Origin of the sequence: Streptomyces sp. NBC_01241, from assembly GCF_041435435.1 — a bacterium.
GTDB lineage: Bacteria > Actinomycetota > Actinomycetes > Streptomycetales > Streptomycetaceae > Streptomyces.
This window is the reverse complement of record NZ_CP108494.1, coordinates 4787915-4800942: the sequence shown is the minus strand read 5'-3', so window position 1 is coordinate 4800942 and position 13028 is coordinate 4787915. Positions and strand designations below refer to the sequence as shown.

General features: G+C 72.0%; 14 protein-coding genes. 8 read left to right on the top strand and 6 right to left on the bottom strand.

The annotated features are described in order from the left end of the window. Positions 1 to 210: 210 nt before the first annotated feature. Positions 211 to 816, bottom strand: coding sequence for a Uma2 family endonuclease (locus tag OG306_RS21420; RefSeq protein WP_266747689.1), 606 nt, complete (start codon positions 814 to 816; stop codon positions 211 to 213). A 237-nt stretch (positions 817 to 1053) separates the two neighbouring features. On the opposite strand from OG306_RS21420, the gene OG306_RS21415 reads away from it, so the two are divergent. Genes OG306_RS21415 through OG306_RS21400 form a run of 4 tightly spaced genes read left to right on the top strand, consistent with a single transcriptional unit; the run spans position 1054 to position 5685 of the window. Continuing rightward, the gene (locus OG306_RS21415) at positions 1054 to 1665 is read left to right on the top strand and encodes a hypothetical protein (protein ID WP_266747688.1); all 612 of its coding nucleotides are present in this window, start codon (positions 1054 to 1056) and stop codon (positions 1663 to 1665) included. Further along, positions 1665 to 2330 (top strand): ABC transporter ATP-binding protein, encoded by a 666-nt coding sequence (locus tag OG306_RS21410; RefSeq protein WP_266747687.1) that lies wholly within the window; start codon positions 1665 to 1667, stop codon positions 2328 to 2330. Before OG306_RS21415 ends, OG306_RS21410 begins: the two co-directional genes overlap by 1 nt. Beyond that, positions 2327 to 3052 carry an ABC transporter ATP-binding protein gene (locus OG306_RS21405; protein ID WP_266747686.1) on the top strand — a complete coding sequence of 242 codons (726 nt, stop codon included), beginning with the start codon at positions 2327 to 2329 and terminating at the stop codon, positions 3050 to 3052. Before OG306_RS21410 ends, OG306_RS21405 begins: the two co-directional genes overlap by 4 nt. Further along, a complete protein-coding gene (locus tag OG306_RS21400) occupies positions 3049 to 5685 on the top strand; it encodes an FtsX-like permease family protein (RefSeq protein WP_266905893.1) in 2637 nt (878 codons plus the stop codon). Before OG306_RS21405 ends, OG306_RS21400 begins: the two co-directional genes overlap by 4 nt. Here OG306_RS21400 and OG306_RS21395 read toward each other — a convergent pair. Next, positions 5671 to 7119: a HAMP domain-containing sensor histidine kinase gene (locus OG306_RS21395; RefSeq protein WP_266905895.1), complete on the bottom strand. Its 1449-nt coding sequence runs from the start codon at positions 7117 to 7119 to the stop codon at positions 5671 to 5673. The genes OG306_RS21400 and OG306_RS21395 overlap by 15 nt on opposite strands. A gap of 138 nt (positions 7120 to 7257) precedes the next feature. Further along, positions 7258 to 7944 carry a response regulator transcription factor gene (locus OG306_RS21390; protein ID WP_266747683.1) on the bottom strand — a complete coding sequence of 229 codons (687 nt, stop codon included), beginning with the start codon at positions 7942 to 7944 and terminating at the stop codon, positions 7258 to 7260. Between the two features lie 133 nt (positions 7945 to 8077). Here OG306_RS21390 and OG306_RS21385 point away from each other — a divergent pair, with 133 nt between their 5' ends. Next, the gene (locus OG306_RS21385; protein WP_266747682.1) at positions 8078 to 8752 is read left to right on the top strand and encodes a response regulator transcription factor; all 675 of its coding nucleotides are present in this window, start codon (positions 8078 to 8080) and stop codon (positions 8750 to 8752) included. Beyond that, positions 8752 to 10176: an ATP-binding protein gene (locus OG306_RS21380; RefSeq protein ID WP_266905897.1), complete on the top strand. Its 1425-nt coding sequence runs from the start codon at positions 8752 to 8754 to the stop codon at positions 10174 to 10176. Before OG306_RS21385 ends, OG306_RS21380 begins: the two co-directional genes overlap by 1 nt. Here OG306_RS21380 and OG306_RS21375 read toward each other — a convergent pair. The 3 genes from OG306_RS21375 to OG306_RS21365 form a co-directional block, all read right to left on the bottom strand. Further along, complete coding sequence (locus OG306_RS21375) at positions 10157 to 10987, bottom strand: COG4705 family protein (RefSeq protein ID WP_266747680.1); 831 nt, start codon at positions 10985 to 10987, stop codon at positions 10157 to 10159. The two genes, OG306_RS21380 and OG306_RS21375, sit on opposite strands and share 20 nt — an antisense overlap. Before the next feature lie 232 nt (positions 10988 to 11219). Further along, positions 11220 to 11453, bottom strand: a complete 234-nt coding sequence (locus OG306_RS21370) for a hypothetical protein (protein ID WP_266747679.1) — start codon at positions 11451 to 11453, stop codon at positions 11220 to 11222. Then, positions 11443 to 11691 (bottom strand): hypothetical protein, encoded by a 249-nt coding sequence (locus tag OG306_RS21365; protein WP_266747678.1) that lies wholly within the window; start codon positions 11689 to 11691, stop codon positions 11443 to 11445. The genes OG306_RS21370 and OG306_RS21365 overlap by 11 nt, the downstream gene beginning before the upstream one ends. Positions 11692 to 11805: 114 nt before the next feature. On the opposite strand from OG306_RS21365, the gene OG306_RS21360 reads away from it, so the two are divergent. Both OG306_RS21360 and OG306_RS21355 read left to right on the top strand, forming a co-directional pair. Beyond that, a complete protein-coding gene (locus OG306_RS21360) occupies positions 11806 to 12648 on the top strand; it encodes a helix-turn-helix domain-containing protein (RefSeq protein ID WP_266905899.1) in 843 nt (280 codons plus the stop codon). After that, complete coding sequence (locus OG306_RS21355) at positions 12629 to 12895, top strand: DUF397 domain-containing protein (protein ID WP_266747676.1); 267 nt, start codon at positions 12629 to 12631, stop codon at positions 12893 to 12895. The genes OG306_RS21360 and OG306_RS21355 overlap by 20 nt, the downstream gene beginning before the upstream one ends. Positions 12896 to 13028: the final 133 nt, after the last annotated feature.

The following is a 13028-nucleotide window of genomic DNA, read 5'->3' as shown; positions in this document are numbered from 1 at the left end:
CTCCGGCTCCACCCGGTACCCCCGCACAGCAGGGCACCACGCACCATGGCAACAGAAGACAAGCACCGCGCCACCGCCGCCGCGGTCCTTGGCCGCACCGCCGGCCGGCCCCGGCGCCCGGCGAAGGAACCAGCGGGGGTCTGACCCCGGCGCATGGTATGGAAGTGGGCGGCACCCCGAAGGCCGGGTGCCGCCCACTTCCATGCCTTCTCAGACCGGGAACTCCTCCGTGAGCAGCGTCGTCCCGAACGGCTGCGGCAGCGTGAGCGGCTTCCCGAACGGCACCGGGTCGGAGTGCTTGTACGTCCCGTCCTCGTTCGGCTCGGTGAACAGGGTGGCCATCGCGCCACGCGTGTCGAACCGGTCGATCAACAGGTACATGGGTACGCCCGCGCGCGCATAGGCGCGGTACTTCTTCGTCCGGTCGTCCCTGGCATTTCCCTTCGACGTGATCTCGACGATGAGCAGCGCTTCCGACGCGTCCACCGGGTCGTTGGTCTCCGGGTCGGCTGCGGCGATCACCTCGGACGGCATGACCACTAGATGCGGCATGTAGAGCTTGTCGATCGCGGCCACGTGGACGGCGAGGACCTGGTAGATCCCCCACTCTTCGGGCAGAACTTCGTAAAGCCTGTGCTGCACCCGGCCGACGATGGCGTGGTGGTGCGCGTGCCGCGGAGGTGTCAGGACGATCCGCCCTTCGTCGATCTCAGCGCGCCACCCCTCGGGCACGTCCAGTTCACGCCATGTCTGCAGCAAGTAGTCCCACGGGCGGCCCTCAGGGGCCTGGCCGTTCTCGACCATCGCAGCAGTCATCGCGGTCCCTTCTCTTGTGGCCTGTCAACGGAGGGTAGATCGACGGTTCGGCGACTGTTCACCGCTCCCACCGGAGTCCCACGATCGCGTGACGTACACAGCGACCCTCCGCTGTGCGCCCGTCGGCGTTAACCCACCGCTAACCCTCCGCGACCACGGCGCTGGCCGGTGGGTTTCTAGCGTCGCGGTGGAGACGGCATCCCGGTCGGCTCCTTCGCTCGCGCAGAGGTGTTCCCCATGCGTCGTACCTTGTCAGCGGTGGTGACCGGCCTGGTGGTCGTCACCGGGGCCGCGGCCTGTTCCCCCTCTCCTTCCTCCTCCGGTTCGTCCGGTTCCTCGCACTCGTCGTCCTCCACCGTGGCCGCGCCTCCGAAGGAGGTGAATCCGGCCGGTGACATCCCCGACGACCAGGTGTACGTCGCGTGGTCGCCGTCCGGCGGCGGCTACACGGTGAAGGTGCCCGAGGGATGGGCCCGGCAGCAGGTGGGCGGGGCCACGGTGTTCAGCGACAAGTTCAACAGCGTCCGGATCGACCGGAGTCCGGCGGACCGGGCCCCCACGGTCGAGTCGGTCCGCTCGGTCGATCTGCCGGCCGTCCAACGCAGCGCGAAGAACGTCACGGTGGGGAAGATCGCCACCGTGAAGCGCTCGGGCGGCACCGCCGTGCTGGCCACCTACCGGGCCGACTCGGCGCCCGACCAGGTGACCGGGAAGAGCGTGCGCCAGGATGTCGAGCGGTACGCGTTCTGGCAGCACGGCACCCAGGTCGTGCTGACCCTGTCCGGTGCCGTGGGAGCCGACAACGTCGATCCCTGGCAGATCGTGACGGACTCCTTCCGGTGGGCGTGATGACCGCGCCCCGGCTCACCGCCGATTCCCTGTACCGGTTCTTCCGCGCGGGCGAGGAGGAGACGTTCGCGCTCCAGGGCGTGGGGCTCCAGGTCGAGCACGGCGAGATCGTCGCGGTGACGGGCCCTTCCGGTTCCGGGAAGACCACGTTGCTGAGCTGTCTGGCCGGGCTCGACGAACCCGACGGCGGCACCGTGCACGTCGCCGGTGAACGCCTCTCCCACCAGCAAGAACACCTGCGCAGCCGGCTCCGTGCCCGCTACATCGGCGTGTTGTTCCAGTCCGGCAACCTGCTGGAACACCTCACCGTCCGCGACAACATCCGGCTGGTGCAGGGAATTTCGGGCGACACGGACCGCCCCGAAGTGCACGAGCTGCTCAGGGACGTCGGCATCGCCTCCCGTGCGGGCGCACTGCCCCGGCAGCTGTCGGGCGGTGAAGCCGCCCGCGCCGGGCTGGCCGTCGCACTGGCCAACAACCCGGCCGTCCTGCTGGCCGACGAGCTGACCGGCGAGGTCGACGGGGAGACGGAGCGCCGCGTCCTCGCGCTGCTGCGCGAACGCGCGCGTGCGGGCACGGCGATGGTGCTGGTCACCCACTCGCGCGCGGTGGCCGCCGTCGCCGACCGGGTGCTCCGACTGCGTGACGGGAGGTGGGTGCGATGACCGGCGCCGGTCCCACGTCCGCGAAGCCGCTCGTCGTCTGCGTGGACGCGGCCCGCACCTACGGCTCGGGGCCGAACGCCGTCGTCGCCGTGCACGGCGCGAACTGCGTCGTCCCCGCCGGTGCGCGGATCGCCGTGGTCGGCCCCTCCGGCTCCGGCAAGTCGACCCTGCTGCATCTGATGGCGGCCCTCGACCGGCCCACGGCCGGTACGGTCGGCCACCCCGGGCTGACCGTGGACCCCGCAGGCACCGCGGACATCCTGCAGGCCCGGGACATCGGGGTCGTCTTCCAGGGGCCCAGCCTGCTGCCGCCGCTCACCGCCCTGGAGAACGTCGCCCTGCCCCTGCTCATCGACGGCCTCACGGCGGACGAGGCCGCCGACCGGGCGTCCGCCGCCCTGGCCGAACTGGAACTCGGCGCGCTGGCCGCCAAACTCCCGGACGAGATGTCCGCGGGGCAGGCGCAACGCGTCGCGGTCGCCCGGATGCTGGCCCGCCGGCCGCGGCTGATCCTGGCCGACGAGCCGACCGGCCAACTCGACCGCGAGACCGCCCGGCACGTGCTGGAGGTGCTGCTGTCAGCCGCCGACTCGCTCGGCGCGGCCGTCCTGATCACCACCCATGACGCCCGGGTGGCGGGCGCCCTCGACGAGCGCTGGTACATGGCCGACGGCCGTCTCGTACAGCCAGAAACCCCCGACCGGGAACGTGAGTTGCGATGATCGGAATATGGCTCTCGGGCCTGCTGCGGGTGCGCGGCGGACGCCTGACCGGGACAGCGCTCGGTGTCATGGTCGCCGTCGCGCTGCTCGCGGCGCTCGGCGGTTTCCTGTCCACGACCCGCGCCACCATGACGTCCCAGTCGGTGCGTTCGGTGTCCGTGGACTGGCAGGTGGAGGTGGCCACCGGCGCGGACGCACAGCACGTGCTGTCCACCGTACGGGGCCTGCCCGGCACCAGGGCGGCCCTGCCGGTCGGGTACGCCCGGACCGGTGGTCTGGGCGCGCACACCGGCGGAACGACACAGAACACCGGCGCGGGGTCGGTCCTCGGCCTGCCTCCCGGTTACGCCGCCACGTTCCCCGGCGAGATCCGGCTGCTGGCCGGCCGGGAGCAGGGCGTGCTCCTCGCCCAGCAGACCGCCGCCAATCTGCACGCGGCGCCCGGCGACACGATCACCGTCGAGCGGGCGGGCGGGCTGCCGCCCGTGCCGGTGAAGGTGGCCGGTGTGGTCGATCTGCCGTTCGCGGACTCGTTGTTCCAGAAGGTGGGCGCCCCGCCTCAGTCGCAGCCCTCCGCGCCGCCGGACAATGTCGTCCTGATGCCCCGGCAGACCTGGGACTCGGTCTTCGGTCCGCTCGCCTCGGCCCGCCCCGATCTGGTGCAGTCGCAGATCCACGCCCTGCGCACCCACTCCCTGCCGTCCGACCCGGCCGCCGCGTACGCCACGGCCACCGGCAACGCCCACCACGCCGAGGTGCGGCTCGCCGGTACCGGCCTGGTCGGCGACAATCTCGGTTCGGTCCTGGACGCCGCCCGGTCCGACGCCCTGTACGCACAGCTGCTCTTCCTCTTCCTCGGCGTGCCCGGGGCCGTGCTGGCCGCGGCCCTGACCTGGGCGGTCGCCCAGTCCGGTGCGGGCCGTCGCCGCAAGGAGCAGGCGCTGCTGCGGACGCGCGGTGCGACCGTCGGCCGGCTGATGGGCCTGGCCGGTGTGGAGGCGGCCGTGGTAGCGGTGCTCGGTGCGGCCGGTGGTCTGGGGCTGGCCGCGCTGGTGGACCGCTGGGCCTTCCACGGCACGGGCATTCCGCTGTCCTGGATGCTGATCGCGTGTGTCGTCGGTGCCCTCGTCGCGGCGGCGACCGTGCTGGTGCCCGCCCACTACGACGCCCGCCGGGCCACGATCGTCTCGGGGCGCACGGCGGTTCAGCGGCGCACGGTGGCGCGTACCGCGTGGTGGGTGCTGGGACTCGGCCTGCTCGCCGGTTCGCTGGCCGTCTTCCGCGCCACGAGCGGCACCAACTACGCCCTGGTCCTGGCGCCCGAAGGCACCCCGACCCTGTCGGTGGACTACTGGGCGTTCGCCGGTCCCGCGCTGCTGTGGGCGGGCGGCGCGGTGGTGGTCCGGCTGCTGGTGGATCTGCTGCTGCGCCGCGGCAGGCCGGTCCTCGCCCGGCTGTTCCGCCCGGCGGCCGGCGTCCTGTCCGGCACGGTCGCGGCCGGCCTGTCCCGGCAGCGCGGCACCGTGGTCCGCTCGGTGGTGCTGCTGGCACTGGCCTGCGCGTTCGCCGTGTCGACCGGCGTCTTCAACTCCACGTACCGCCAGCAAGCCGCGGTGGACGCGGTGTTGACGAACGGCGCCGATGTCACGGTCACCCAGCCGGCCCTTTCCGCGGCGGACACCGCGAAGCTGGCGGCAGTGCCGGGGGTACGGCACGTGGAACCGCTCCAGCACCGGTTCGCCTATGTGGGCGCCGACTTGCAGGATCTGTACGGGGTCCGGCCCGCGAGCATCGTGTCGGCGGGGCGGCTCCAGGACGCCTATTTCTCCGGCGGCACCGCACGGTCCCTGATGGACCGGCTGGCCCAGCGCCCGGACGGACTGCTGGTCAGCGCGGAGACGGCGCACGACTTCCAGTTGCACCCCGGCGACCAGGTGCGCCTGCGCCTGACCGACGCGCGGACCGGCCGGCTGCGTACGATCCCCTTCCATTTCGAGGGTGTCGTCAAGGAGTTCCCGACCGCCCCGAAGGACAGCTTCCTGATCGCCAACGCCTCGTACATCGCGCGTACGACGGGCAGCGGCGCCGCCGGGACGCTGCTCGCCGACACCGGGGGCACCGGCCAGCGTCAGGTGGCGGACCTGGCGAAGGAGGCGTTGGGCCCGAGCGCCCACGTCACGGATCTGCCGTCGTCGCAGGCCGTCGTCGGCTCCAGCCTGACCGCGGTCGATCTCGCCGGACTCACCCGGGTCGAGCTGGGCTTCGCCCTGGTGATCGGTGCGGCGGCGGGCGGTCTCGTCCTGGCCCTGGGCCTGGCCGAACGGCGTCGCACGCTGGCACTGGCCTCGGTGCTGGGGGCCAGGGGCAGGCAACTGTCCGGGTTCGTGTGGAGCGAGGCGGCGCTGGTCGCGGTGGCGGGCGGCGCGGCCGGTGCGGTGGTGGGATGGGCCCTGTCGCAGATGCTGGTGAAGGTGCTCTCCGGGGTCTTCGACCCGCCCCCGGACCAGGTCGCGGTGCCGTGGGCGTATCTCGTCGCGCTGGCCGGTGTCATCGCGGCGACTCTGGCGGCGGCTGCCTGGGCGGCGGCGCGGCACGCGCGCAGACCTCCGCTGACCGAACTACGGGAGCTGTGAGGTTTCTTGCTCCTCCACCGGTGCCGCCGCCAGGAGCCAGGTGAACCGGGGCCGGGGCCGGGGCCGGGAGACGAACAGCCTCCCGCCCTCGGCCTCGGCCAGTGACCGGGCCAGCGCGAGTCCGATCCCATGGCTTCCGGCGGCCGGCCCGCCCGCCCGCGCGGCCTCACCGCCCGAGCGGCCTCCCTCACCGCCCGAGCGGCCTCCCTCACCGCCCGAGCGGCCTTCCTCACCGCCCCGCCGCTCGAAAACACCGTCCGTCCCCGCTTCCGGGATTCCGTCCCCCTCGTCCTCGACGTCGACGGCGACGACCCCGGCCGTCTCCTTCGCGTGCACGGTCACCGTGCCCCGGCCGTGCGTCGCCGCGTTGGAGAGCAGTACGTCGAGGATCTGCCGGGCGGCCCGCCGCGAGCCGAGCGCCTGCGGCAGGGCGTCGTCGACCCTGATCTCCAGGCGCCGCCCCTGTGCGGCGAGCGGCCCGTGCCAGTCCTCCCGGGCGCGGGCGAGCAGAGCCGCGAGGTCGAGCGGCGCCCGTTCGGGTACGTCCCTGGCGAGGGCGAGCAGATCGTCCAGGGTGGCTTCCATGCGTTCGAGCTGCGCCAGGGCCGAGCGGACGGCCGCACGCGACCCGGCACCCGCACCGCCCTCCACCACATCGGCGTCCGGAACATCAACGTCCGGACCGGCCGCGAGGGACATCTCCAGTTCCAGTCGTACGCCGGTCAGTGCCGTACGCAGCTGGTGCGAGGCGTCCGCGCTGAACGCCCGCTCCCGGCGCAGGAGTTCATCGATCCGGGCAGCGGCCCGCGCCAGCGCATGGCCGACCGCGTCCGGCTCCGGAAGCCCGGACGGCTCCGCCCTGGCCGTCAGATCGCCGCTTTCCATCTCCCGGGCGACCCCGGCCAGCTCCTCCAGCGGGCGGCCCAGCCGCCTGCTCGACCGTACGGCCAGCAGGGCGCCCACACCCACCGCGACCGCCGCCAGCACCAGCATTCCGGCCCAGGTCAGCGCGGCCCGCCGCAAGGGCTCGGAGGCCGGGGAGGCGACCCGCACGACCGCCCGCACCTGCTCCGATCCCCCCACGGGAACGGCCACGACCAGGCTGTCGCCGATCTGCCGGGTGACGACCCGGCCCGCCTCCGCCTCCCGTACCGGGGCGTCAGCCGCGCCCGGACCCGTCCCGAGGACACGGTGGGAGCCGGTCCCGTACACCGCGATGTCCGTACCGGACTCGACGGGCGGCAGCTCGACCGGGTCGCCCGTGGCGGTGAACCGCTCGGGCAGGCTGAGCGCGACCCGTTGGCCCAGCGACTGCGCCTCCCGCTCCTCGTCCTGCTGGTACAGCCGCAGCGCCGCGTAACCGAGCGGCAGCGCGAAGAGCAGCACCGCGCACGCCACGGCGAGAACGGTCGCTCTCAGAATGCGACGCCGCACGGCACGCCCTTTCTCATGACCGGACCACGGTCACGTCCTCCCATGACCGGACCACGGCCACGGCTTCTCATGACCGGACCACGGTCACGTCCTCCCGTGACCGGACCACGGTCACGGCTTCTCATGACCTGGCTGCGGTCACGGCCCGGTGGGATCGTCCAGCCGGTACCCGAACTGCCGCAGCGTCGTGATGCGCACCTGGTCACCGAGCTTGCGGCGAAGGGCGGCCACGTGAACGTCGAGGGTCTTGGTGGGGCCGAACCAATTCTCGTCCCACACGTCGCTCATCAGGTCCTCCCGGCTCACCGCCTGCCCCGGGCGGACCGCGAGCCGCACCAGCAGGTCGAATTCGCGGGGCCTGAGTTCCACCTCGCGGGTCGGGGTGGTGCAGCGCCGCGCCGACCGGTCGATCACCAGCGCCCCGACCCTGAGATGAGGTGCGCTGCCGGACGCGCGGGGCGCCGCGCGCCGCAGATGGGCGGTGACCCGTGCCTGGAGTTCGGCGAGCCGGAACGGCTTGGTCAGGTAGTCGTCGGCGCCGCATTCCAGCGCCTGGATGACATCCATTTCCGCCGTACGGGCGGTCAGCACGACCAGCACCGCGTCCGGCGCCCGCTCCCGGAGCCTGCGGCAGAGTTCGAAACCGTCGATGTCCGGCAGCCCCAGATCGACGAGGAAGAGATCGGCGGCGGGCCGCCGCTCCGTGACGGCGAGGGCGCTCGCCCCGTCGGGGCACCACTGGCCGTCGTGGCCCAGCACCCGCAGGGTGGCGACCAGCCGGCTGCCGATCGCCGGGTCGTCCTCGATGACCACGATGCGCGCCACCCCGTCACGCTACCGCGACCGGGCGGCGCCGGTCCGTCCGCTCATACTGCTCCGCCCCGGCCACGCCCCAATGGTGTCGCACGCCACCTGAACAGAACCTGAACGCGCGTGCGGACCGGGTAATACTGGCCGGGTGACCGCTGCACGGATTCTCGTCGTCGAGGACGACCACGGCCTGCGCGATGTCCTGGCCCGTGGCCTGCGCGACGAGGACTTCGACGTCGTGACCGCCGTCGACGGCGCCACCGCCCTGAAGACCGTCGACGAGTCGGTGCACGCGGTCGTGCTCGACGTGGGGCTGCCCGACTCCGACGGGCGCGACGTGTGCCAGGCGATGCGCGGGGCCGGGGTCACCGTCCCGGTGATCTTCCTGACCGCCCACGGCAATCTCACCGACCGGCTCTCCGGTTTCGCCTCGGGCGGCGACGACTACCTGGTGAAGCCGTTCCACCTCAGCGAGCTCGCGGCCCGCGTCCGCGCGGTCCTGAACCGCACCGGGCACCACGAGAGCGCCCTCGCCGACAGTGCGGGCGCGATGCGGCTGAACCCGATGAAGCACGAGCTGACGGTCCACGGGCGGCCCGTGGCCCTGACGCCGACCGAATTCCGTCTGCTGGCGTGCCTGATGTCCGGCCCCGGCAGCGTGGTGCGCCGCCGGGCCCTGCTGCGGGCGGGCTGGCCGGAGGGGGCGCAGGTCAGCGACAACACCCTGGACCAGTACCTGACCCGGCTGCGCCGCAAGCTCCGCGAAGCGGACAGCCCGCAGACCATCGGCACCGTTCGCGGCATCGGCTACCGCTTCGGCTGATGAACCGCTACTTCACCCCCCGCACTCTTCGCGGCCGACTCGCCCTGATGGCCCTCGCCGCCAGTGCGCTGTGGGTCGGCGTCCTGACCATCGTCTTCAACATCGCCCTCGACAACCGGCTCCACGGACAGGCCGACGACGTCCTGCGCACCCGCGCCGAGGCCGTGGCGGCGACGGTGGACGTGCGCCCGGACGGCCGGCTCGTCGTGCGGGAGCCGGCCGAGGACCGGGCCCTGGACGTAGGGGTGTGGATCTTCCGGGGCGCCGCGGTGGTCGAGAAGCCTCCCACCGCACCCGCCGGCCTGGAGACCCGGGCGGCCCGGCTCGCGGGAGGGCGCGAGACGTTCGCCGACACCGAGGGCCCCGGGGCGTGGCGGCTGTACGCGTTTCCCATCGACACCCCCGCCCGGCCGGGACACCCGCCCACGCAGGCCGGCACCGTCGTCAGTTCCGTGAGTCTCGACCCGTACCGCAGTACGGCGAACACCGCCCTGGTCGGTTCGATCGCACTGGCCGTGCTCCTGCTCGCCACCATCTATCTGCTGACCCGCCTCGTCGTACGACGGGCCCTGCGCCCCGTGACGTCGATGAGCGAACAGGCCAACCGGTGGAGCGCCGCGGGCGCCCCCGAACGGTTCGGTGCCGAGGACCGGCCCGCCGAACTCGCCGCCTTCGCGACCAGCCTGGACGCCCTGCTGGACCGGCTGGCCGCCGTCCTGCGCCACGAGCAGCAGCAGGCCGCCGAGCTCTCCCACGAACTGCGCACTCCGCTCGCCCGCATCGCCGCCGAAACCGAGTGGCTGGCCGGACGCCCGCGCTCCGAGCAGGAGCGGGAGACCTCCCTGGAGGCCATCGCGGGCGCCGCCGCGACCATGCAGCAGATCTGCGACTCACTGCTCTCGGAGGTCCGTACCCGCAACGCGCAGACCCCCGGCCGCTCCCGCTTCGCCGACATCGCGCACCGCCTGGCAGAACGCAACGCGACCCTGTTTCCCGCGGCCCCGCCGGTGACCGTCGCGGCGGACAGCACACCACCGCCCAGCACACCACCGTCCAGCACATCACCACCCGGCACACCGGCGCCCGACATGACCATCGGCGTCTCGCAGGACGTCGCCGAGCGCATCCTGACGCCGCTCCTGGACAACGCCCGCCGCTACGCCGCCCACTCGATCACCCTCACCTGCGCGGCGAGCGCGGGCGAGGTCACGGTGTACGTGTGCGACGACGGCCCCGGAGTACCCGAGGACTTCGTCGCCTCGCTCTTCGAACCCGGCCGCCGCGCCCGCCCCGAGGACGGACACGACGGCGCGGGGCTCGGTCTGGCCCTGGCCCGCCGACTGGCCAGGGCCGCGGGCGGCGACATCGCGCTGGACGCCGCGGCCCCCGGCGCACGATTCGTCGTCACCCTTCCCGCGGGCTGACTCCGACGGCACCGGTCTCTTGCGCCACATCGCGCCGGGTCCGGGTCAGGAAGACGACCAGGCCGAGGATGACGACGAGGAACAGAATGCTGGTACCGACCGTGCCCAGCCCCAGCCCGCCGTCCGCCGTGGGCTGCGACAGGTAGTCGCCCAGCGAGGCACCGAGCGGCCTGGTCAGGACGTACGCGATCCAGAACGACCACACCGCGTTGAAGTCCAGCGTGCGGTGCGCGAGCGCCACGGCCGCGATCAGCGCGGCGAACAGGACCGCGGAGAGCCAGTACCCCAGGTTCAGCTTCTCCGCCGTGAGGTCGCCCGCGGACGTGCCCAGCGCGAACGTGAACAGGATCGCCAGCCAGTAGAACGCCTCACGGCGCGTCGTCCGGATCGAGTGGATGGACAGCGTCCGCTCGCTCGCGTACCAGGCGATGAACGTGACGGCGAGCGCCACCGCGAACACCACGGTCGTGGTCTGGAGCGGAACCCCGAGGTTGTCGGTCAGGTTGTCGCTGATCAGCGTGCCGACGACGCTGATCAGGACCACGGTCAGCCAGTACAGGCCCGGCACGTACGCACGCGCCCGGAACTGGAAGAACAGGGTGACGACCAGCAGCGCGCCCATCAGGTACGAGGTGTTGGTCAGCCCCATGCCCAGATTTGCGTTGAGCAGGTCGGCCGCGGTCTCACCCACGGTGGTGCACAGCACCTTGATCACCCAGAAGTAGAGGGTCACCTCCGGGACCTTGTTCAGCATCTGCCGCGCCCGGGAGCGCGTGCCCGGCGCATACGTGTCAGTCGTGTCCGTTGTCATGGAACGGCACGTTGGCAGGGCCTCCCTGAAATTTTCCTGACTGCGCCCGGCCCCCGTTCCAGCACCGATTGCGACTTCGGGTCGTCATTTCATTACATTGCGCGACGAGCGGCCGTGCCGTACGTCGAGGAGTGTCGACCGGACCGACCGGCCCGATCGAAGGGCGGCACCCACCCTGGGCGTCGCCCTTCCGCACCTCCGCCGCCGTGTCAGACCTGCCCTGCCGGCACCCTCACGGCAGCCGCCCCTCCCGGTTGACCTCCCTGACCCTGGCCCGCAGCACCTCCGCGAGCGGCGCCGGGCGCACCGATTCCGGCGGACAGTCCCACTCCGCCCCGCCCCCCGGCGCCCGCAGCTGTACGTACGGCCCGACGCACCCCATCACGCGCCCCACCCGCCCGTCCCGGGTGTCCACCGCGAACGACCCGAGCTCCGGCTCGCACGGCTCCTGCCCCTCACCCGTCATGACCGGCCAACCCCTGTGCCTCCAGCACCACACTCAGCCGCAGCGCCGTGTCGAGGTTGCACCGGCCGAGGTCAACCAGCGGCGACGACGATTCACTCCCCGCGCACGTCACCGGGTCGATCCGCAGCGACGGCAACGTGATCCCCACCCCCGAGAACCCCTCCTTCAGCCGCGCCACCGCGTCCTCCGCCGCCCGCACTCTGCCCTCTGCCGCCCTGCGCCGTTCCTTGATCGCCATGGCCCATTCCTTTCCACGCTGAGTAATGACAATGCATACCCAGCGTGTCCAACGCGTAGCTAGCCTGGAAGAGGCGCAGAGCCAACAACCGCACGTGTGTCACAGGGAGTTGTCATGCCAGGACCCAAGAAGCTCGACCCCTCCTCCTCGCCACGCGCCCTGCTCGGCGCCGAACTCCGCCACCGGAGAGAGGCCGAGGGCCTCTCTCAGGAGGAACTGGGCCTTCCGCTGTTCGTCAGCGGCTCCTTCATCGGGCAGCTGGAGTCCGGCACGCGACGGATCCAGGTGGATCAGGCCGAGAAGCTGGACGAGATCCTGAGAGCGGACGGGTTCTTCGTACGCAACTGCACCGCCCTGAAGAAGTCGAAGTACCCGGACCACTTCGCCGAGGCGGCCGAGGCGGAGGCCGTAGCGAAGGCGATCAAGGAGTACGCGCCCCAGCTGATCCCGGGGCTGTTGCAGACCGAGGCGTACGCACGAGCGGTGTTCCGGGCGTACCAGCCGATGGCTGTGGAAGACGTCATCAACGATCTGCTCGCGGCACGACTCGAACGAACCCAGCTCCTGGACGACCCAACAACGCCCTTGGTTTGGGCGGTGCTGGACGAGGCCGTGCTGCGTCGAGCGGTCGGCGGACCGGCGGTCATGGCCGAGGTGCTCCGGCACATCGTGAAGCTGGCCCAAGAACACCGAATCATCGTGCAGGTGCTGCCGTTCAGGGCGGGTGCGCACGCGGCACTGAACGGCGCCCTCAAGCTCATGTCCTTCACCGACGCACCCACGCTTGCCTACCTCGAAGTGCTGGGAACCGGGCGCCTGGAAGACGATCCGGCAACGGTCGCCCGCTACGAACTGTCATACGATCTGGTCACGGCCAACGCCTTGTCACCGGAGTTGTCCCTAGCCCTGATCGAGTCGGTGGCGGAGGATTACGCTCATGAAGATCAGCAGTTCTGACTACGACCTGTCCACCGCGACTTGGCACAAGTCCTCCTACAGCGGCGGCGAGGGTGGCGACTGCCTCGAAGCCGCGACCTGGCGAAAGTCCACCCACAGCGGCGGCGAGGGCGGCAACTGCCTCGAAGTCGCCGACGGCCACCCCGGCATCGTCCCCGTACGCGACTCCAAGGCGACCGAGGGCCCGACGCTCGTGTTCCGAGCCGCCGCGTGGGCATCGTTCGTCGCGGACCTCAAGCACACCTAGTGCCCCTCCCGGCAAGCTTTGCCCGGTCGCGGCACTGGACGAGGCCGGCGGCCGGCTGGGCCGGTGCCCGAATTCAAAGGCTCAGCACGATCGCGGCGCCAATGCCGCCGACGCACAGGGCGAAGGCGGCTTC

What these genes read in the sequence shown, in the direction of transcription:
- OG306_RS21370 (WP_266747679.1), bottom strand. Translation starts at nt 11,453, where the DNA reads ATGACGGGTGAGGGGCAGGAGCCGTGCGAGCCGGAGCTCGGGTCGTTC.
- OG306_RS21380 (WP_266905897.1), top strand. Translation starts at nt 8,752, where the DNA reads ATGAACCGCTACTTCACCCCCCGCACTCTTCGCGGCCGACTCGCCCTG.
- OG306_RS21360 (WP_266905899.1), top strand. Translation starts at nt 11,806, where the DNA reads ATGCCAGGACCCAAGAAGCTCGACCCCTCCTCCTCGCCACGCGCCCTG.
- OG306_RS21400 (WP_266905893.1), top strand. Translation starts at nt 3,049, where the DNA reads ATGATCGGAATATGGCTCTCGGGCCTGCTGCGGGTGCGCGGCGGACGC.
- OG306_RS21405 (WP_266747686.1), top strand. Translation starts at nt 2,327, where the DNA reads ATGACCGGCGCCGGTCCCACGTCCGCGAAGCCGCTCGTCGTCTGCGTG.
- OG306_RS21410 (WP_266747687.1), top strand. Translation starts at nt 1,665, where the DNA reads ATGACCGCGCCCCGGCTCACCGCCGATTCCCTGTACCGGTTCTTCCGC.
- OG306_RS21375 (WP_266747680.1), bottom strand. Translation starts at nt 10,987, where the DNA reads ATGACAACGGACACGACTGACACGTATGCGCCGGGCACGCGCTCCCGG.
- OG306_RS21420 (WP_266747689.1), bottom strand. Translation starts at nt 816, where the DNA reads ATGACTGCTGCGATGGTCGAGAACGGCCAGGCCCCTGAGGGCCGCCCG.
- OG306_RS21415 (WP_266747688.1), top strand. Translation starts at nt 1,054, where the DNA reads ATGCGTCGTACCTTGTCAGCGGTGGTGACCGGCCTGGTGGTCGTCACC.
- OG306_RS21365 (WP_266747678.1), bottom strand. Translation starts at nt 11,691, where the DNA reads ATGGCGATCAAGGAACGGCGCAGGGCGGCAGAGGGCAGAGTGCGGGCG.
- OG306_RS21355 (WP_266747676.1), top strand. Translation starts at nt 12,629, where the DNA reads ATGAAGATCAGCAGTTCTGACTACGACCTGTCCACCGCGACTTGGCAC.